At 67.8% G+C, this 19,792-nt stretch carries 20 protein-coding genes; 8 read left to right on the top strand and 12 right to left on the bottom strand.

Annotated elements, in window-relative coordinates; genetic code table 11:
* Positions 1-42 precede the first annotated feature (42 nt).
* Positions 43-915, bottom strand: a complete 873-nt coding sequence (locus BMW54_RS03810) for a VOC family protein (protein WP_090053113.1) — start codon at positions 913-915, stop codon at positions 43-45.
* 70 nt (positions 916-985) lie between these two features.
* On the bottom strand, positions 986-1,918 hold the full coding sequence (locus BMW54_RS03805; protein ID WP_217642593.1) for a response regulator transcription factor: 933 nt from the start codon (positions 1,916-1,918) through the stop codon (positions 986-988).
* A 38-nt stretch (positions 1,919-1,956) separates the two neighbouring features.
* On the opposite strand from BMW54_RS03805, the gene BMW54_RS03800 reads away from it, so the two are divergent.
* Both BMW54_RS03800 and BMW54_RS03795 read left to right on the top strand, forming a co-directional pair.
* Entirely contained in the window at positions 1,957-3,312 is a 1,356-nt protein-coding gene (locus tag BMW54_RS03800; RefSeq protein WP_090053110.1) for a TraB/TrbI/VirB10 family type IV secretion system protein, read from the top strand.
* A gap of 70 nt (positions 3,313-3,382) precedes the next feature.
* Entirely contained in the window at positions 3,383-4,033 is a 651-nt protein-coding gene (locus BMW54_RS03795; protein WP_139206031.1) for a response regulator, read from the top strand.
* Between the two features lies 1 nt (position 4,034).
* On the opposite strand, the gene BMW54_RS03790 is transcribed toward BMW54_RS03795, so the two are convergent.
* Positions 4,035-4,976 (bottom strand): MBL fold metallo-hydrolase, encoded by a 942-nt coding sequence (locus tag BMW54_RS03790; RefSeq protein WP_217642592.1) that lies wholly within the window; start codon positions 4,974-4,976, stop codon positions 4,035-4,037.
* The gene (locus BMW54_RS03785; protein ID WP_090053105.1) at positions 4,973-5,836 is read right to left on the bottom strand and encodes an alpha/beta fold hydrolase; all 864 of its coding nucleotides are present in this window, start codon (positions 5,834-5,836) and stop codon (positions 4,973-4,975) included. The genes BMW54_RS03790 and BMW54_RS03785 overlap by 4 nt, the downstream gene beginning before the upstream one ends.
* 209 nt (positions 5,837-6,045) lie before the next feature.
* Between BMW54_RS03785 and BMW54_RS03780 the strand changes: the two genes are divergently transcribed.
* Entirely contained in the window at positions 6,046-6,753 is a 708-nt protein-coding gene (locus BMW54_RS03780) for an alpha/beta fold hydrolase (RefSeq protein WP_090053103.1), read from the top strand.
* A 52-nt stretch (positions 6,754-6,805) separates the two neighbouring features.
* Here BMW54_RS03780 and BMW54_RS03775 read toward each other — a convergent pair whose 3' ends face one another.
* The 5 genes from BMW54_RS03775 to BMW54_RS03755 all read right to left on the bottom strand — a co-directional run bounded on the left by BMW54_RS03775 (position 6,806) and on the right by BMW54_RS03755 (position 13,061).
* On the bottom strand, positions 6,806-7,756 hold the full coding sequence (locus BMW54_RS03775; RefSeq protein WP_175472751.1) for an MBL fold metallo-hydrolase: 951 nt from the start codon (positions 7,754-7,756) through the stop codon (positions 6,806-6,808).
* Positions 7,753-8,961, bottom strand: coding sequence for an MFS transporter (locus tag BMW54_RS03770; RefSeq protein ID WP_090053100.1), 1,209 nt, complete (start codon positions 8,959-8,961; stop codon positions 7,753-7,755). The genes BMW54_RS03775 and BMW54_RS03770 overlap by 4 nt, the downstream gene beginning before the upstream one ends.
* Before the next feature lie 71 nt (positions 8,962-9,032).
* Positions 9,033-11,318, bottom strand: a complete 2,286-nt coding sequence (locus BMW54_RS03765; protein ID WP_090053098.1) for a xanthine dehydrogenase family protein molybdopterin-binding subunit — start codon at positions 11,316-11,318, stop codon at positions 9,033-9,035.
* Complete coding sequence (locus BMW54_RS03760) at positions 11,315-11,806, bottom strand: (2Fe-2S)-binding protein (RefSeq protein WP_090053096.1); 492 nt, start codon at positions 11,804-11,806, stop codon at positions 11,315-11,317. Before BMW54_RS03760 ends, BMW54_RS03765 begins: the two co-directional genes overlap by 4 nt.
* The gene (locus BMW54_RS03755; RefSeq protein WP_090053095.1) at positions 11,799-13,061 is read right to left on the bottom strand and encodes a c-type cytochrome; all 1,263 of its coding nucleotides are present in this window, start codon (positions 13,059-13,061) and stop codon (positions 11,799-11,801) included. Before BMW54_RS03755 ends, BMW54_RS03760 begins: the two co-directional genes overlap by 8 nt.
* Positions 13,062-13,288: 227 nt before the next feature.
* Here BMW54_RS03755 and BMW54_RS03750 point away from each other — a divergent pair, with 227 nt between their 5' ends.
* A complete protein-coding gene (locus BMW54_RS03750; RefSeq protein WP_090053093.1) occupies positions 13,289-13,597 on the top strand; it encodes a GNAT family N-acetyltransferase in 309 nt (102 codons plus the stop codon).
* A complete protein-coding gene (locus BMW54_RS03745; protein WP_090053091.1) occupies positions 13,576-14,214 on the top strand; it encodes a response regulator in 639 nt (212 codons plus the stop codon). The genes BMW54_RS03750 and BMW54_RS03745 overlap by 22 nt, the downstream gene beginning before the upstream one ends.
* Positions 14,215-14,251: 37 nt before the next feature.
* On the opposite strand, the gene BMW54_RS03740 is transcribed toward BMW54_RS03745, so the two are convergent.
* Both BMW54_RS03740 and BMW54_RS03735 read right to left on the bottom strand, forming a co-directional pair.
* On the bottom strand, positions 14,252-15,001 hold the full coding sequence (locus BMW54_RS03740; protein WP_090053090.1) for an SDR family NAD(P)-dependent oxidoreductase: 750 nt from the start codon (positions 14,999-15,001) through the stop codon (positions 14,252-14,254).
* A 31-nt stretch (positions 15,002-15,032) separates the two neighbouring features.
* The gene (locus BMW54_RS03735) at positions 15,033-15,785 is read right to left on the bottom strand and encodes an SDR family oxidoreductase (RefSeq protein ID WP_090053088.1); all 753 of its coding nucleotides are present in this window, start codon (positions 15,783-15,785) and stop codon (positions 15,033-15,035) included.
* Between the two features lie 141 nt (positions 15,786-15,926).
* Between BMW54_RS03735 and BMW54_RS03730 the strand changes: the two genes are divergently transcribed.
* From BMW54_RS03730 to BMW54_RS03720, 3 genes are all read left to right on the top strand, one after another.
* A complete protein-coding gene (locus BMW54_RS03730; protein ID WP_217642591.1) occupies positions 15,927-16,847 on the top strand; it encodes a LysR family transcriptional regulator in 921 nt (306 codons plus the stop codon).
* 77 nt (positions 16,848-16,924) lie between these two features.
* Positions 16,925-17,089 (top strand): DUF2256 domain-containing protein, encoded by a 165-nt coding sequence (locus BMW54_RS03725; protein WP_217642635.1) that lies wholly within the window; start codon positions 16,925-16,927, stop codon positions 17,087-17,089.
* A gap of 291 nt (positions 17,090-17,380) precedes the next feature.
* Positions 17,381-18,931 carry a GDSL-type esterase/lipase family protein gene (locus BMW54_RS03720; protein ID WP_090053083.1) on the top strand — a complete coding sequence of 517 codons (1,551 nt, stop codon included), beginning with the start codon at positions 17,381-17,383 and terminating at the stop codon, positions 18,929-18,931.
* A 177-nt stretch (positions 18,932-19,108) separates the two neighbouring features.
* Here BMW54_RS03720 and BMW54_RS03715 read toward each other — a convergent pair whose 3' ends face one another.
* Entirely contained in the window at positions 19,109-19,663 is a 555-nt protein-coding gene (locus BMW54_RS03715; RefSeq protein WP_090053082.1) for a hypothetical protein, read from the bottom strand.
* Positions 19,664-19,792: the final 129 nt, after the last annotated feature.

Here is a 19,792-nt window from a genome sequence, read left to right as displayed (position 1 = left end):
CGCTTGCGTCGACCCGTCAATAGGCCCCGCGGCCCGCACGTTTCACTTGTCGCTGTGCACTTCGGCGACGTGGCCACCGGGAAACTGCAGCATCGCGGCGCGGCGGTCGCCCTCCGCGTGCGCATCGACCACCACTTTCGCACCGCTCGCCCGGGCGCGCGCGAGCGTGGCGTCGAGATCGGACACTTCGTAGCCCGTCACTTCGGTCCCGTAGGGCCAGTCGAGGTGGCCGTCGGTGACGAGCACCGTCGCCTTTCCGTACCCGGATGCGATGCGGATGCGACGATAGGTGCCGCCCTTGCGCCCGAGTTCGCTACCCGGCGCATCGCGCACATCGGACACCACCTTGCCGTGGGCGAAGCGGACGAAGGCGCCGACGAACGCATCGGCCGACTCCGCGGGAAGGTAGATCCGATTCTCCGGCACGTGCTCGAGCGCCGCGTACACAGGCTTTTTCGTGTGCCAGTAGAGCTGCATGTTGACGCCGCCCGGCCAGGCGACGATGGCGTCGCGTCCGATCGGATCGTCGAACGGCGCCACCAGCGTCGCCGCGCCGGCGGCGTTCGCGGCCTTCACCGCCGCGTCGACGTCGGTCACGAGATAGCCCGTGCGCTCCAGGCCGAACGGATACGGCACCGGCGTGCGAAAGCCGAACACCGATACGCTACCGACCGGTGTCTGCACGAGCTGGGAAGACGTGCTCGACGACGTCGGCGTCACGGTGACCACCACCTGCGGGGTGGACCGACCCCCGAACGTGGCCGTGAAGCTCCGGACGAACGCGTCCACATCGGACGGTGCGACGTAAACGTGGGTCGTGTCGTACTGCGCACCGACGGCATAGTCGGGCGTCGAAGCCAGGCTTGCCGACGAGGCCAGCAGCGCGAGAGAAGCAATCAGGAAGTTCGGGCGCATGGGAAGAATCCGTGTCATCGGGGGGAAGGAACGCAACGCGATCGGCGATAGGATCGGATGTTTCGTCGTTTCATGCTTGCCGAAAGAACCCGCGCGCCTGGGCCAGGGAGACCGCGTGCGCGCGGTTCCTCGCGCGAAGTTTCGCCATGGCGTTGGAAACGTATTCCTTGACGGTCTCCGGCGAGAGACCGAGGCGCGACGCGATCTGCTTGTTCTCGAAACCCATCGCCACGCCCCGGAGGACGTCGAGTTCGCGCTCCGAAAGCACTTCCTGGCCCTGGAAGCTGGCCAGCTGCTGCGCCACCTCCGCGTCGATGCGCTGCTCGCCGCGATGGACCGCCCGGATGGTGTCGATCAGGTCGTCCCCGGTCGCGCTCTTCAGCAGGTACGCCTGCGCGCCGGCGTTCAGCGCGCGTCGCGCCACGCAGTCACCGGCGAAGGCGGTGACGACGACACTGCGCGCGCCGGGATCCAGTTGACGGATGCCGAGAATCACGCGATCGCCGGGAAAATCCGGCAGCATCATGTCGACGAGCGTCACGTCCGGCCGATGCATGCGAAACAGCGAGATCGCCTCCTGCCCGGTCGCCGCTTCACCCAGCACATGCAGATCCGGGGCGCCGGAAAGAATGGCGACGAGGCCCGCGCGGAACACCGGGTGATCGTCGACGACGAGGATGCGGATGGGCGGCGTGGGTGAAGCCGGGAATGCGGGGTCCAGTGCGGGGTCGAACGGTGGAGCGGTCATGGGTGGAACGGGCGGGCGCTGCAGGAAGGTGTGCGGTACATCGGGTTCGATGACGCCTGAATGAAATGGAAAGGTGGCTCCGGACGATTGCGGATCGGATGCTAACCGCGCACGTCGATGCGCTGACCCCCTGTATGGGGGGTCTCTTTTCGCAGCGTCGGGAACCGGCTGCGCGCCGCACGCCCGGTGCAGCGACGCTTTAGTCGGAATGTCACTTGCGCGGCCACAGGCGCGGCCAATCGACGGCGCGCGCACGCTCGCATACTGCACCGGCCGCCGCCGAATGCCGCACCATGTCCGTCGTAAAGTCACCCGCTTTCCGCTCCCGCGTTCACACGCGCACGCGACGTGCCGCCCGATGGCTGCGGATCGCGCTTTCCCTGCTGCCAGGCGTATGCGTCGCGGATGATTTCCTTTCCGGCGGCCACGTCGACGGATCGCTACGCCTCTACGACTACCACCGCATGTACGCGGCGCCTGCGATGCCCGACGCGTCCGCCTTCGCCACCGCGTTGCTCGTCAACCTGCGCACCGGGGAGGCCGATGGCTTCTCCGCGGCGATGTCGCTGGCTTATGCCAACGCCCTCGGAACACGTGACACGCCGGTCAATCGCATCGACGTGACCCTCATGGGAAGGAAGAACGCGATCGGTACGGTCAGCCAGGCCTACGTGCAGTACCGCGCGGCGGGCTGGACCCTACGCGCAGGAGATCAGTACCTCGACACCCCCTGGCAGGGCATGAGCGATTCACGCCTGATCCCCGCGGCTTACCGCACCGTGAGCGCGCGCTTCGACGCCAGCCCCGGCCTCTCGTTCCAGTTCGCGCGCACGTTCCGCTGGAAGAGCCGCACGTCGGAGCGCTTCTTCGCGGACAACCTCTACTACCCCACCCGCTTCGACGGCGATCCGATCTACGGCGGCAATGCGTCGTTGCCTGCCGACGCGCGGGCGTACGACGGCACCTGGCTGGTCGGTGCGACCTACCGGCACGGCCGGTTCAGCGGACAGACCTGGCTCTACGATTTCCTGCGCTTCGCCCGCATGGCCTACACCGACGGCACGTTGACGTTGCCGGCCGTGGGCCGTGCCACGCCCTTCGTCTCCGCGCAGCTCGTCGAGGAATGGACGACGGGCGACAACACCCTCGTGAACACCGGAACGAAGCTTCTGGGCGTGCCCGGACGACGGGTGCGAAGCGAAGTGCTCGGCGTCGATGCCGGTGTGCGCATCGGGCATACGCGTGCCGACGTGGCCTGGAACCGTATCCTCCGTCAGGCCGGGGGAACGATCGGCGGCGGTGCGCTCGTGTCGCCCTTCACGGCGACGTACGCCACCGACCCGCTCTACACGACCTCGATGCTCAGGGGACTGGTCGAACAAGGCCCGGGGTACGCATGGAAGGCGAAGGTCGCCCAGCAGGTCTTCGGTGAACGGCTGCAGGTGGTGGCGGCTTACACCCGGTACCGCACGCTCTACCGCGGCGACAGCCACGACGTGTACCTCGACGTGATCTACCGTTTCACCGGCGCCCTGAAGGGGCTGCAGCTACGCAACCGCTGGGAACGCTCGACGGGCGGAACGAACAACCTCAACCCGCGCAACCGCCCCTTCTCGTACAACCGCGTGATGATCTCGTATGCGTTCTGAAGGCCGGACGCATCGGTGAATCCGGCCATGCAAGCCGTCAAGCCAGACGGCCTGCCTCCCGGATATCCTCGTGACGAGTTGGTTCCTTGGCACGGTCATGACGTCCACCGCGATCCGCATCCTCGTCGTCGACGACCATCCCCTGTTCCGCGCCGGCGTCGTGGCGATGCTCGCCGGCGAGCCCGGCATCCTCATCGTCGGGCAGGCCGGAACGGGGGCGGAAGGCATCGAGCTGTTCCGCGCCATGCGGCCGGACGTCGCCGTCGTCGACCTCAAGCTGCCCGACATGGACGGCGACGAGGTCGTCGGCGCCATGCGCAGGATCGAGCCGCTGGCCCGCGTGATCGTCCTGACCACCTATGGCGGCGATGCCGCGGCGCGGCGGACGCTTGCTGCCGGGGCCCAGGCCTACCTGCTGAAGACGGCGCTCGCGAACGATCTGATCGGTATCGTCCGCGACGTGCATGCCGGGCAGCATCGCGTGTCCGCGGAAGTCGCCAGGCGCCTTTCCGAGTACCGCGGCGACGAAGACCTCACCGAACGCGAACTGTCCGTGCTGCGCGGCGTCGCCGCCGGGATGGAGAACAAGCAGATCGCGCGGCACCTCGGGATAGCGGCCGACACCGTCAAGGAGCACCTCTCGCACGCCATGGCGAAGCTTCGCGCGACCAACCGGGCCCACGCGCTCTCCATCGCGCTGGAACGAGGTTATCTCGCCTGATTCACGGCGTACGCGTGTAGTTGACCGGCACCCATGCGTAACCGGATGCCGTGCGCCGGATGTGCCCGAGGCCGGGAAACGAGACGTGCGCAGCGGCCACCCAGTAACCCTTCGCCACCGCCTCGTCCAGCGCGCGCTTGCGCGACGCGGCCGCCGCTTCCTCGTCCACGTCGTAGCGGATCGAGGCGCCGGGCTCCGCGAGCTGCACGGCGGCGACGTGCACCGTATCGCCCCACGCGAGCAGGTGTTCCGACCCGCTCGTGACGAGGTACCAGGTATGCCCCGGCGTATGTCCGGGCGCCGGAATGGCATGGAATCCCGGCAGCACGTCGGTTTCTCCCTGGAACGTCGCGACGCGCCCGGCCTTCAGGTAAGGCCCGAGGGAGTCCATGGCACCGGGAAACATCGGCAGGAGGATGTCCTTCACCTTGCGTTCGTTGGCCGTGTCGAGCCAGAAATCGGCATCGGCCTTGCTGACGTGGACCGTGGCGTTCGGGAACAGCATCGTGCCGTTTCGGATCAGTCCGCCGACATGGTCGCGATGCAGATGCGTCAGCAGGATGTCGGTGACGTCTTCCGGACGATAGCCCGAGGCGAGCAGCGCCATGGGCAGGAACCCGCCGTCGCCTGCGTACAGGGGGCCGGCGCCGGTGTCGATGAGCACCAGGCGATCCGCGGTCTTCACGAGGAAGGCGTTGATGGAACCCTGCACGGGCGAGGCAAGGTACTCGGCCTTCAGAAGATCGTCGACCCTCGCCCGATCCACGTGCGTCAGGAGCTCGTCGGCGGGGAAAGGATGCGTGCCGTCGAGCAGCGCGGTGACCTCGTCCGCGCCGACGCGCATACGATAGAAACCCGGGCCCTGCGGGCCGATGCGCACGTCGCCGGCGGCGGCGACCGCCGTCGTGAGCAGGAGCGCGACCAGGAGCGCGACGCGTTTCATGCCGCACCCCCTTTCCATCCATCGAGAAAATCGAGCAACAGGCGATTGACGATCTCCGGCTGTTCCTCCTGTGGCAGATGACCGCACTGGGCGATCGGCTCCGCGCGAAGATCCGTCGCCATGCCGCGCCAGACGGCCGCCATGTCGAACGTGCCGCCGACGGCTTCGAAGTCGGCCCCCCAGATCGACATCGTCGGGCACGCGATGAGGCGATCGGCGTCTTCCTGGTCCTGCAGCACGTCCTCGGGCGCCGCCCGATAATCGGCCATGGCGCCGCGCACCGCGCCCGGTTCGCGATACGCCGCGACGTAGGCATCGAAGTCCGCGCCCGCGATGGTGTGCGGGTCGTAGCACCAGTCGCTGAAGAAGTGGCGTAGCCAGACGTCCTCGCGCCCCGCGATGAGCGCTTCGGGCAGGTCGGGCACCTGGTGGAAGGTGAAGAACCAGTAGGCCTTCGCGACCTTCGCGTTCATCGATGTCGCGACGATCCGCGTGGGCACGTTGTCCATCACCACGAGACGGTCCAGGCGATCGGGATGGTCCTTGGCGAAACGCGTCGCCACACGCGCGCCGCGGTCGTGACCCACCAGCGCGATGCGATCGATGCCCAGATGGTCGAGCAACGCGATCAGGTCGTTCGCCATCGTGCGTTTGTCGTAGCCGGACGCCGGTTTGTCGGTCTTGCCGTAGCCGCGCAGGTCCGGGGCGATGACGCGGTACGTCTTCGCCAGCACCGGGATCTGGTGACGCCAGGCGTAGTTCGTCTCGGGGAAGCCGTGGAGGAGGACGACCGGCGCGCCCTCCCCCGCTTCGATGAAATGCTGGCGGATGCCGTTGGCCTTGACGGTATGGTGTTTCATTGCGCTTCGACGGAAACCAGGAAGAGTTTCAGCGTAACGACACGAGAGAAGCCGCAATAGCACGAATGGAACGCCCGTTGGCCCGGCGTGAGCACGCGCGTAGCACGATCGTCCGCTTCGCCTTCCTGCAAGCCGAATGCCCTTGATTGACCTAGCGTGTGGCGATCGCTTCCCGACCCACCGTCGCTTGCTCCATCAAAGGATTCATCATGAACGCCACGTCACAACCCGCACCCACCATCGTCCTCATCCACGGCGCCTGGGCCGACGGCTCCAGCTGGAGCGCCGTGATTCCCCGGCTGCTCGCGAAGGGCCTGAAGGCCGTCGCCGTGCAGAATCCCCTCACCTCCCTCGCGGACGACGTCGCCGCGACGAAGCGGGTGATCGATTTCGTCGACGGGCCGGTCGTCCTCGTCGGTCACAGCTGGGCGGGATTCGTCGTCACCGAGGCCGGTGAGGACGCGAAGGTGAAATCGCTCGTGTACGTCTCGGCCTTTTCCGGCGATGTCGGCAACACGACCGGAGAGCTGGTCGGCAAGTATCCGTCGCCGCCGGCACTCGGCGGCATCCGCGACGACGGCAACGGCTTCGTCTATCTCTCCGAACAGGCGTTCGTCGACGACGTCGCACAGGACCTTCCGGCGGACACGGCGCGGCTTCTCGCCGCCACGCAAGGGCCTCTCGCCAAGAGCACGTTCGCCGATGCGTTGACGAAAACCGCATGGCGCACCCGCCCGTCGTGGTTCATCCTCTCGACAAGCGACCGCGCGGTGTCGCCGGATCTCCAGCGCGACGCGGCGAAGCTGATGGGTTCGACCGTCACGGAAGTCCCGTCGAGCCACATGTCGCTCCTGTCCCACGCCGACGCGGTCGTCGATGCCATCGTGGCCGCCGCCGCGGCGGCCACGCGAGGCTGAGCGAACCCACGGAAGAACAAGGGCGCCCACGGCGCCCTTGTTCCTGCTGCTCTTACGGTGCGATGGGCGTCCACGTGTAGCCGCTTCCCGCCTTGCCCACCGTGCCGATCCCGGGGAACGCGATATGCGCTCCGGCGACCCGGTACCGCGAGGCGCTCGCTGCCGAAAGCGCCTTCTCGCGCGTCTTCACCGCGTCGGCGGGCGTGCTGTCGAAGTGGATCGTGACCTTCGGATCGGGAAGCTGCGCGACCGCGAGATGGATGACGTCGCCCCAGACGAGCAGCACCTCGCCGCCGTTCTCGACACGGAAGCCACTGTGGCCTTCGGTATGTCCGGGCTCGCTCACCGCGGTGATACCCGGACCGACACGCTCGCCCTCGGTGAACGTCCTGACGTGACCGGCCGCTTCGTAGGCCCCAAGCGCCATCGGTACCGCCTCGAACGTGTTCTTCACGGAGCCATCGACCTTGTCGAGGTTGCCGCGGTTCTCCCAGAACGCCTTCTCACGCGCGTCCACGCGCACGGTAGCGTTCGGATACACCATCCGGCCACGGTCGACGAGTCCGCCGACGTGATCCGCATGCAGGTGCGTGATGAGTATCTCGTCGATCTGATCGGGGCGATAACCCGCCGCCTGAAGATGCTGGTTCACCTGGCCCAGCGTGGGCCCGAGCAGCACGCCGGATCCCGTATCGATGAGGATGCGTTTGTCCCCGGTGTCGATGAGGAACGCATTGACGGAGGTCGGCACGTCGTCGCCGAGGTGCGCCTTCGCGAGGGCGTCCCGGACCTCGCCCTTGCGGGCGTCGACCATGAGCTTCGATGCCGGGAGCGTGAAGCTGCCGTCGGAAAGCGCGACGACGGTGATCTTCCCGAACGGCATTTTCAGGAAGCCGGCGGATGAGGCATCGCCCGCGTGCGCCACGGACGCGGCCGCCATCGCGAAGCAGAAGGTGGTCGCGGCACGCAGGGAACAGGATCGGATCAGCGAGATGGCAGTCATGGTGAGTTTCCGTCGATTCGGTCGAGCGAGTGAGGTGAGGGACGCCGTGCGACGTTGAGCAGCAGCGCGCCGACGGGAAGCACACCGCCGAGAACGCACACCGCGGCCCAGCCGCCATGACCCCATGCCGTGGACGCCGCGAGCGAACCGAGCGCGCCGCCCACGAACATCGTGGTCATGAAGAGCGTATTGAGGCGGCTCTTGTACTCGGGGTGCAGGCCGTAGATGAGGTGCTGGTTCGAGACGAGGGAAATCTGCACGCCGAAGTCGAGCACGATCACACCGACGACGAGGCCGGCGATGCCCTGCCAGAACCCGAACACGAGCCACGCGACGATCGTGGACGCCGCGCCCAGCGCGATCACGGGCGCCGGCCCGCGACGGTCCGCCATGCGGCCTGCCACGGGCGCCATGGCCACGCCGACCGCGCCGACGATGCCGAACAAGCCCGCCGACGCCGCGCCGAGATGGAGAGGCGGCTGGGCGAGGCGAAGCGCGAGCGTCGTCCAGAACGCCGAGAACGACGCGAACAGCAGCGCCTGGGTGAACGCCGCGCGCCGCAGCACGGGCTCGTTACGCCAGAGGTGAACCAGCGAGCCGAACAGCTCGCGATAGCGAACCTTTCTCGCCGGATGGTGTGCCGGAAGGGTCCGCGCCATGAGCACCGCCCCGAGGACGGCCAGCGGCACCGCCAGCCAGAACATCGCGCGCCAGCCCGCGAGACTCGAGACGAGACCGGCGAGCGTGCGGCTGAGGAGGATGCCCGTGAGCAGGCCGCTCATCACCGTGCCGATGGCGGCGCCCCGTTTCTCCGGCGCGGACAGGATGGCCGCGAACGGCACGATCTGCTGCGCGACGGTGGCGGCCGCGCCGACCAGCACCGACGCGATGGCCAGCACGGCGAGTCCCGGTGCCAGCGCCATGATCACCAGGGCGAGCGCGAGCACGCCGAACTGCACGACGATCAGCCTGCGCCGCTCGAGCATGTCACCCAGCGGCAGCAGGAACAGCAGTCCCGCGGCGTAGCCGAGCTGGGTGAGCGTGGGGATCCAGCCACCGACACGGGCGTCGTGGAACGCGCCCGACATCACGCCGAGCATGGGTTGGTTGTAATAGATCGACGCGACCGCGAGACCCGCGGCGAGCGCCATGGCGAACAGCGTGCCCCGACCGGGACCGCCGACGGATTGGGTGGATGACGACATGCTGCACTTCCAGGGAACGAATCAGGGGACGCATGCTACGCGCTGGACGGGCCACGCGCGTCACCGCGACATCATGGCCATAGGTGGGGAACGAGCGGCAAACGGAGCGAACGACGGCCGGTAGCCTGTCCGACGGCCGACACGAGGGCCGCCGCGGTGGGGCCCTGCGCGATCTCGGCCGCGCCGAGGAACGGCATGCCCGGCTGGTCGATCATGTGCACGTCGATGCGCGCCGGCACCTGCGGAAAACGCAGGATGGGATAGCTCTGCCAGTCGACGCTCTCCACGCCGACGGCGCCGATCCGCACCTGTTCGTACAGCGTCCAGCTCGACGATTGCACGATGCCGCCTTCGATCTGGTTCGTCAGGCCGTCGGGATTGACGATCTGGCCGCAGTCGACCGCCGTCACCACGCGGTCGATGCGCACGGCTCGCCGGTCGGGACCGACCTCGACTTCCAGCGCGATCGCGCAATAGCCCATCAGGTTCTTGTAGCGGGCGAAGGCGAAACCCACGCCGCGGTTCGGCGGCAGCGCCGGATTGGCCGTCCACCCGAACGCCTCGGCCGCCCGCTGGATGACCGCCTTCGCACGCGGGTCGTCGAGCTGCGCGAGCCGGTAAGCCACGGGGTCCTTGCCGTGCGCGGCGGCGAGCCGGTCCATCATCGCTTCGATGGTGACCACGTTGATGTGCGCGCCCAGCGACCGCATGGCCGACGTGCGGAACGGCATCTGCGTGACGAAGTGCATGTCGACCCGCACATCCGGCACGCGGTAGAGCGGGACGGCGTTCCGGTCCGCGTCGCCCTCCGGTTGCGGAATGGGCGACGGCGGCGACGGCGCGATCGGCTGGCTGACGAGCCAGGCGGGAAGCAAGCGGCCGGGGTTGGTGATGCGTTCGTTGTGCGGCGTGCTCCAGAGCGCGTGACGCCACGCCGTGAGCGCGCCGTCCGCGTCGGTCGCGACCTCGAGGCTCGTCTCCATGGCCGGCCCGAGCGGTTCCCAGCCGGCCTCCTGGTCGCGCATCCACTGCACCCGGATCGGCGCGCCCGGCATGCGATGCGCCAGCAGCGCCGCGTCGGCGGCCACGTCGTCGGCGCCGTTGTGACCGTAGCAGCCGGAACCCTCGACGTGCACGCAGCGGACCTGCTCCTTCGGCAGGCCGAGCAGGCCCGCGATGCCCGCCCGCAACGGGAACACGCCCTGGCTGTGCGTCCATACGGTGAGCATGCCGTCCCGCCAGACCGCCAGCGCGCACGATGGACCGATGGACCCGTGGAGCACGTACTGCTTCGTGGCTTCGACACGCTCGACGCGCGCACCGGTCAACGCTGCCGCCGGCGCGGCGTTCGCCACGGGTGCCGCCTGATGCACCTCGTCGTCACCGCCCTGTCGCGTCGTGACATAGTCGAGCCGGGGAAGCGTCTTCAGCACGTCATGGATGGTGGCGTTGTCCGGAAACGTCTCCGTCTGGCGCCAGCGCGCCGACGCCTGCAGCGCGCGCATCGCGAGCACCGCCTGCCATTCGCCGCGCGCGACGACGGCGAGGTAGTCGCCGTCACGGACGACACGCACCACGCCCGGCATTCGCGACACGGCATCGACGTCCGCCGAGACAAGCGTGGCTCCGTGGTTCGGTGGCCGCACGACGCGCGCATGGAGCATGCCGTCCGGTCGCATGTCCTGCACGTACGCCGCGCCGCCCGTGACCTTGGCGAGGATGTCGACGCGCGGAACGCTCTTGCCTATGTAGCGATAGGTCGAGGGATCGGACGGAGGCGACGTCTCCGTGGCCATGCGATGCAGGTCGAGACCGGCCGCGGCGTCCTCGTACGTGAGTTGCCTCCCGTCCGGGGCCTTGATGACGCCATTCTCGAGCACGAGCCGTTCCGGCGGCACGGCGAGCTTGCGCGCGGCCGCGTCGACGAGCATCGCCCGCACCTGCGCCGCCGCGTGGAAGATGGCGGTACCGCCGTCGGCCATCGTGTGCGATCCCGCGGTGTAGCCTTCGTCGGGCGTCAGCGCGGTATCGGCCGTGACGAAGCGAAACCGCTCCAATGGCAAGGCGAGCTGGTCCGCCGCCACCTGCCACAGCGCCGTTCTGACGCCCGTGCCCAGCTCGACCTTCCCGCTGCACACCGTGACGCCCGAAGCATCGATCCGTATCCACGCGTCCAGCATCGGCTCGATCTTGAGGTCGCCCGGCAGCTTCGGATTCAGGATGGTGGCCCCCAGCGTGTTCTCCTGCCCCGCGCTCACACGCAGGGAGCCGAACAGCGCGAAGCTGACCATCAGACCGCCACCGGCCAGGAAAGCGCGACGGCTCCTGCTGACGGGTTCGCCCCTCTCGGTGGTCATGATGCCGGCCCCTTCTCCGCGGCGCGGTGGAGTTCGCCCGTGGCGGCGACAGCCCGTATCGCGTCCAGGATGCGCATGTGCGTGCCACAGCGGCACAGACTGGGATTCATGTGCTCGCGGATCTGCTGTTCCGTCGGATGCGCCACGCGCTCCAGCAACGCCTGAGCCCGCACGATCATGCCCGCGATGCAGTAGCCGCACTGCACGGCCTGCCGATCGATGAAGGCCTGCTGCAGGGGCCCTGGCTTCGCGGGTGTTCCAAAGCCTTCGACGGTGCGGACCCGACGACCGGCCGTGGACGACACGGGATAGAGGCAGGAGAACACGGGCCGATCGTCGACGAGCACGGTGCACGCACCGCACTGCCCCATCCCACAGCCGAACTTGGCGCCGTTGAGCGCCAGTTCGTTACGCAACACATAAAGCAGCGGCGTGGCGGGATCGACGTCCACGCGATGCGTCGCACCGTTGACGGTCAGTTCAATCATGGGACAGATCCTTGCGTGCGCGACGCACCTCGTCCCGCACATCGGGCCAGGGTGGCTGGCTGGTGGTCGACCGCAGATAGACGACGAGATCGGCGATCTGGTCGTCCGTGAGGTTGTCCGCGAAAGCGGGCATGTACGCGGTCGGCTTCGGGTGCGATGGCCACGGGATGCCTTGCAGCACCGTCATGATGGCGTTGCGTGGCGTCGGGCCCTGGAGCGCGGAACTGGCCGTCAGCGGCGGGCGTCCCAGCTGGGTTTCCATGGTCCCGCCATCGCCGTGGCACGTCGCGCAGACCCCATCGAACAGGGCATGCCCCCGTGCGAGCCGCGAGACATCGGCCACCGCGCCCGCCTTGGGTGCCGTCGGCGGCTGCGAGGCCTGAATCGTCATCAGGTAGGTGGCGATCGCGTGCACATCCTCGGGCGGCACGTTCCCGAGGTTGTCGGTGACCGGCCGCATGGGGCCCGCCGACGCCCCGTGTTCGCTCGCGAGACCGGTGGTCAGGTAGGCCGACAGTTGTTCCGCCGTCCACGGGCGCGGCGCGTGCGCGAGCACGTCGAGCGCGGGCGCATGCCATCCGTCGACATCGCCGCCGCCCAGGTACCTGCCTGATTCGCCGCCGATGATCCCGAGGGCCGTGTGGCACGACGAGCAATGGCCCAGCCCCTCGACGAGATATCGACCGCGCTCGCGCGGCGAGGCATCCAGGGCCGGTGCCGCGCCGGGTCGCAGGTAGAGCAGGTTCCACACGGCGAGCGCGGGACGAAACCGCAACGGAAGCGGCAGATCGTTGCGCGGCGCGGGCGCGTGCACGGCCGGCTGTGTCATGAGATACGCGTAAGCGGCCCGCAGGTCGTCGTCGGTGACCTTCGTGTAATGGATGTAGGGAAACGCGGGGTAAAGAAGATGCCCGTCGCGCGACACGCCACGGCGCATCGCACGCGTGAAGGCATCGAGCGACCATGCCCCGATGCCCGTCTCGACGTCGGGCGTGATGTTCGTGGTGTAGATGACGCCGAACGGTGTCCGGAGGCCAAGGCCGCCCGAGAACGCCGGGTGGCCCTCCGGCGAATGGCACACGGCGCAGTCACCCAGGGCGACCACCGTTCGTCCTTTCGAAACGAGTGCCGGCGTGATCGCGATGTCGGGCGACTTCACCGGCGAAATCGCCGGCTGCCACGCGATGGCCGCGAAGACGATGACGCCTGCGAGAACTATCGCACCCGCCACGTATCCTGCTCGTCTCCAGCGCATCGTTCCGATCCCGGTTCTACGGGCGCACGCCCCATGTACCCGGCATGCTGCTACAGCGGGCGCGCGAGGGATTGAACGAATGTCAGTCGTCAGGAATTACACGACGCAATGAAACGCGATCGCTTGAACATGCGTGACCGCGCGATGCCAATCGTGCAAGCCCAAGTGAACCGTCCGCGCTAGGATTTCGCGGTCGCCGGAGATCCGGCTCTTCCACTGGCGCGAGCATGGCAGCGGATATCGTCATCAGGGACGCGCCCGACGAGGGGCGCTTCGTGGCCGAACTGGGCTCGCAGACCGCGAGCGCGTGGTACGAACGCGACCCGCGCGTGCTGCGCTTCCATCGCGTCGACATCTCCCGAAGCCTCGAAGCCGATGGCGTGGGGACCCAACTCATGCGCGTGGCGCTGGCGCAGGCGCGCGAACAGAACCTGCTCGTGGAGCCCGCGTGCGCCTTCGTCGTCGATTACATGCGGAAACATCCCGAGACGCAGGACCTTCTCACGAGCGACGGATGGCAGCTGCTCCGCCGATGACCCACGCCATCCGCATCCTCGTCGTCGACGATCATCCGGTTTACCGCGCCGGCATTGTCGCACTCATCGACAGCACGCCGGACATGACCGTCGTGGCGGAGGCCGAAGACGCCCTCACGGGCATCGCCGCCTTCGAGCGAACGCGCCCCGACGTGACGCTGGTCGACCTCGTCATGCCCGGCACGGACGGCGTCGGCGTCATCAAGGCCATCCGCCTGATCGATCCCGCGGCCCGCGTGGTGGTGCTGACCACCTACGGCGGCGACACGCAGGCGCGCCGCGCGCTGACGGCCGGCGCGCAGGCCTACCTCCTGAAGACGACCGCGGGCAACGACCTGGCCACGGCGATCCGCGGCGTGCACGCGGGGCGGCACCACATCTCCGCCTCCGTCGCCAGGGATCTCGCCGACCACCCGGCGACGAAGGTCCTCAGCGAACGGGAGGTGTCGATCCTTCGCGGGGCCGCGGCGGGCCTGGAGAACAAGCAGATCGCGGAACGCCTCGGCCTTTCGCCGGAGACCATCAAGGAACACCTCTCCCACGCGATGAGCAAACTGCACGCCAACAATCGCACGCATGCGGTGGCGATCGCGATCGAGAGGGGCTTTCTGAGGTAGGACTAGACGACCGTGTCGCCGCGGTCGTCTATCGCCGTTACGTCATGCCTCCCGCCGCGATGACGATGTTGCCGGTGAGCCAGCCCGCATCGTCCGAGGCGAGAAATACGGCGACCTTGGCGATGTCCCGCGGTGTGCCGATGCGCCCCAGCGCCGTGCTGTCGATCATGACCTTCTCGAAGTCGCTACCCCTGATGCCGGCCGCCGACAGGCCTTCGGTCGCGGTCGGGCCAGGATTGATCGCGTTGACGCGGATCTGGCGCGGCCCGAGTTCCTTGGCGAACACGCGCGTGAGGGTGTCCAACGCGCCCTTGGACGCCGAGTAGACGGACGCGGTCGGCGTCGGCGACACCGTGCCGATGGTGCTGACGTTGATGATCGACCCGCCCGACGCGGGGAACTGACGCGCCGCCTCCTGCATCGCGATGAGGGGACCGAGCGTGTTCAGGTCGAAATGCCGGCGGAAGTGTTGCTCCGTGATGTCGTCGAGCGCGGCGAACTCGTAGATGCCGGCGTTGTTCACCAGCACGTCGATCGTGCCCAGCGCCGCGCGGGCCTCGGCGAACAGCTTGCGTACTTCGTCGGGCCGCGACATGTCGGCCTGGAAGGCCTGCGCGCGTCCGCCCGCCGCGACGATGTCGTCGACCACGCGTTTCGCGTCGGACGCGCTCGATCCGTAATGCACGGCCACGGCCGCGCCCTCCTCCGCCATCGCGCGCGCGATGCCGGCGCCGATGCCTTTCGACGCACCCGTGACGAGTACGACCTTGTCTTTGAGCTTGCTCATGGTATGCCTGCGGTTGAGTGATACGGTGTTGTCAGACGAGACGCGCGCCACCATCGACGTGCAGCGTCTCGCCCGATACGAAGCCATTGGTGATGAGGAAGAGGATCGCCGCGCCGGCGTCTTCCGCCGCGCCGACGCGGCCGACGGGCAGCTTCTCAGCGACGCCGGCGACATAGGCTGCGCGATGCTCGCCGAGCGCCTTCGCCAGCAGCGGCGTATCGATCGTGCCGGGCGACAGTGCATTGACGCGCAGCGGCGCGAGTTCCACCGCGAGGCCTCTCGCGAGGGCTTCCATCGCGGCGGACGCCGAGGCGATGACCGCCGTTCCCATGGCGTTCGGCCTGTCGGCCAGCACACCGGAGATGAAGGTCACCGAGCCATCGCGAGCGAGCCGTCCGCCCAGCGCACGAAGCACATGAAGCGCGCCCCACACGCGCTCGTCGAACGCGCGGCGCAGGTAGGAGAGCTCGGCCTCCAGCACCTTGCCGACCACGAAGCTGCCGGCGAGCACCACGAGATGATCGACACGATCCAGGTCGGTCACCGATGCCGCGACGGAACCCTCGTCGGTGATGTCGAAGGCTCGCCAGCCGGCGAACCCGTGCGTCGCGGCCACGTCCCTGGCCTGCTCGCTGTTGAAGCCCGTGACGATCACACGCGCGCCGATCGCGCTGGCCTGGATCGCGGCCGAAAGACCGATACCGGAGGTGCCACCGACGATGAGCACGGTCTTGCCGTCGAGGCGTCCGCTCGTCGGCGTCGAATGAAGCGAGGAAACGTTCAAGCGTGGCTCTCCTCAAGCAGGGAAACAGCGGACGTGTTGCTTGCTATCTCGTGGTGACGAGCAAACACTGTATGCATCGCGATTCACCCTCACCACTCACCCGAAGGTCGTTTCACTCTTTCCATGACGGAACAAATCGGCTTGCACCGGCTCACCGGGCTCATCGCCTTCGCGCGCGTCGCGGCACTAGGCAGCTATACCTCGGCGGCGCGCGCACTCGGTGTATCGCCGTCGGCCGTGAGCAAGAGCATCAACCGGCTCGAACGCGAGCTCGGTCTCGCATTGTTCGCGCGCACCACCCGCTCGCTGACGCTCACCGCGGGTGGTCGCAATTTGTACGAGCGGGCGATACGCCTCCTGCAGGAAGTCGACGCGCTGGAACAGACCGCGTTCGCCGCGAAAGCCGAGCCGTCGGGGATGCTGAAGATCACGGCACCGTTGCCCGTCGGTGTCCACGTGCTCGCGCCTTACCTTCCGGCCTTTCGCCGCCGCTACCCGAAGGTGACGATCGATCTTCGCCTCAGCGACGGCTTCGTCGACCTGGTGCGTGAGGGCATCGACATCGCCCTGCGCGTCGGCGATCAGTCCGACTCGCGGCTGATCTCGCGCCCGATCGCGATGCACCGCATCGGCGCCTTCGCCGCGCCGGGCTACCTCGCCGAACGCGGCATTCCGTCGAGCATCGACGATCTCGCAGAGCACGACCTCGTCAACTTCCGTTTCCAGAGTACCGGCCAGCTCCTGCGCTGGCCGGGCGACCGGGGCAAGCGTCCCTTCGACGTGCTCGCGCCGCTGGTCATCGATACCAGCGAGGCCGTCGCCGCCGCGCTCGTCGCCGGGGGTGGCATCGGCATATCGCCCACCTACGTCGCCGCGCAGTACGTATCGATCGGCCTCCTGCGCCCCGTCCTGCCCGAACTGACCGTGGACCGCGCGCCGATCGTCGCGCTCTGGCCGGAAAGCCGGCGCGAGAATCCGGCCGTGCGGGCGTTCGTCGATTTCCTCGAACAGACGCTCGTCGCCCCGACCCCATGGGATCGGACCGTCGACGCCCATCGGTGAGACGGGACGGTCGGTTGACGCGCCGACAACGAGTCCACGTCATCGCGCAAACGCGGTAAGGTTCCGACATGCCCCGCATGAAGAAAAAAACGGAGCTCCCGCAGAAAACCTGCGCCAGCTGTGGACGGCCCTTCACATGGCGGCGCAAGTGGGCGCGTGACTGGGAGCAGGTGCGCTATTGCTCGGATCGATGCAGGAGCGGAAGGGGCTCACCGGGGCCGCATCCGCGGGATACGCCGTAGCGCTCCATCCGGTCCTGGCGTTCGAACACGTTCACACCCACGCTCCTTCCCGTTTTCATCGCTGGCCTTCTCCGGACGTGGGTCGCGGGCGCGCCATCGCCGCGCGGTCTCGTGGGTCACGTTAGGGTAAACACCGCCGCGCATCGTGAAATCGAGGTTTTCTTCCGGTTTTTTTTGGTTTGCCGGCGGAACCCGAACCACGCTGGATTTGGACGTCCAAACTGTGACGTGGATTACGGGTCGATCAGTCTACCGATGGCACGATGCGGTCCCCTCCGCCGAGTCGCCCCCATGCGTCAGAAACCCGTGCTCACCCTATTGGCGCTGGCAAGCCTCAGCGCCGCCTTCGCGAACACCTGCGCGGCAAGCGTCCTGGACCCGTGGATCGGCACCTGGGGCGTCTCGCCCGAGGTGTACTCGGGCGGCGAAACGCCCGGCGGGAAGACCTTGCGCCAGATCGTGCACACCAGCGCGGGCGGCAGCGCCGTGCGCATCACCGTGTCCAACCTCTATGGCACCACGCCGCTGACCTTGGGCAACGTCCATGTCGCCGTGTCGACCGGCTTAGCGTCGGTCGACGCTTCCACCGATCGCGCGCTTTTCTTCAACGGTCAACCGTCGATCACGCTGGCGCCCGGCCAGTCCACCACCAGCGATGGTGCGGACTTCGTGGTGCCCGCCGTCAGCAACCTGGCCGTCAGCTTCTATGTCCCCCAGGCCCCTTCCACCATCACGGGCCACGGCTTCAGCGCGCAGGATCGATATGTCGCCGACGGCAACGTGAGTGGCGAAGCGACCTTGAACGCGCGGGCGATGGGCGATTACGAGTTCCTGACCGGCGTCGATGTGCAAAGCGCCACCGGCCGTGGCGCCGTGGTGACGCTGGGCGCCTCGATCACGGACGGCTATGGATCCGGCTACAACGCCAACCATCGTTGGCCCAATCGGCTGGCCGACCGCCTGCACGACGCCGGCCTGGAGGTCGGCGTCATCAACGAGGGCATCAGCGGCAACAACCTCTTCGACGACGGTGAAAGCCCCTTGCTGCGCTTCGACCGCGATGTCCTCGGCCAGGCCGGCGTCCGCTGGGTGATCTTCTCCGACGATCCGCTCAACGACCTCGCCAATGGGCACGCCGACGCGACGGTGCCGCAGCTCGTGACCGCCTATCGGTCGCTCATCGACCGCGCGCATGCCGCAGGCATTCGCTTCGCATGCTCCACGCTCACTCCCTGGCAGGGATCCGATCGCTGGACCGCCGCCCGGGAAGCGGTGCGACAGGATCTCAACGCGTGGATCAAGGGCAGCGACTCCGCCTGCGACGCCGTCGTGGATCAGGACGCGCTCACGCACGACCCGGAGCATCCCGAGGCGTTCCTGCCGGCTTATGATTCCGGCGATCACCTGCACCCCAACGATGCCGGCTACGCGGCCATTGCGCAGGCCGTGGATCTGGCGCTCTTCACGCCGGTCACGCTGTCGCCGGTCACACCGCCGACCGGTTGCGCCGCGTTCCAACCGGGCAACGGCCTCAAACCGCAAGACATGCTTCGCTCGTGCGACGGTCGATTCACGCTCATCCTGCAAGGCGACGGCAACGTGGTGCTCTACAAGGAACCCGGTCAACCGCTATGGGCATCGGGTACGGTCAATCGCGATGCCGCGCAGCTCGAGCTGACCACCAGCGGCGACTTCGTGCTGTATGGCAGGCTCGGTGAGCAGCTGTGGCGCTCGGGCCACGCGGGCCAGACCGCCGCGCAGGCCTTCCTGCAGACCGACGGCAACCTGGTCATCTACGGCCCGAACAGTCCGGTGTGGGCCTCCAACACATCCCAGCCGTAAGCACGACCACCGGCGGCCGATGGGATGCCGCCGGTGGTTCCTGCGTCAACGCGTGGCAGCGGCGTCGAGCGCCTGCGAGCGAGCGCACATTGCGCCCCTCCTTGGGGCCAAGCGAAGAGCGCTTGACAGTCCCCGAATCGACGCTACACATGCCTTCGCCCACGCGCCCTACGGACGTCACGGATGAAACACCATGGAACGGACGATTTGGTCGCCCAGCGTGATCAAGCGGTTCCGATCCGAGGTGGGCCCGACGATCTGGACGGACCCATCGGCAACGGAACGGCCGACGGGCGCACTAAAAGTTACGGTACGGTTAAACATCGACTGGCCTCCGACAAGGCCGCTCGCATCTTCGGCCCATGCGGTCGCGCCACGCATAATCACCATTCGAGCCTGCGGGGGACGTCGCGGGGCTTCGTCCTCCTCCACCCGCCAGCCGATGTTCACCACGATGCAGGCGCTGTTGTCTGCGGCCGGGAACAACGCGAAGCCATGAAACGGGGCTCCGGTGCCATCGGGGAATACTGCCGCCCCCCACGCCGTCATCCCATCGGGGATGCGCACGCTCATGTGGTAGTCATCGTTGACGACCAAGCCGCGATATTTCGCGCCCTTCGAAGGCTGTGCATTGGTCACCTGATCACAGGTGACCACCGGCGATGCGCAGGCTGCGCCATGCGCCAGCGCTGCCACCGCGGCGAGCCCTTGGATGTACTGTCTCATCAGCATGGTGCCACCCTCAAAACGTGGTGCCGCAATCGGCGGTTGCGCTCACGAGCTGCTTGTACCGAGTGGCCAACTCGCCGGGATACTTGGGCGAGGCGTTGTACTGATGGCCGGGCGTGCTCGTCAGCGCCT

Origin of the sequence: Luteibacter sp. 329MFSha (assembly GCF_900111665.1) — a bacterium.
GTDB lineage: Bacteria > Pseudomonadota > Gammaproteobacteria > Xanthomonadales > Rhodanobacteraceae > Luteibacter.
This window is presented reverse-complemented; position numbering and strand designations above follow the sequence as displayed.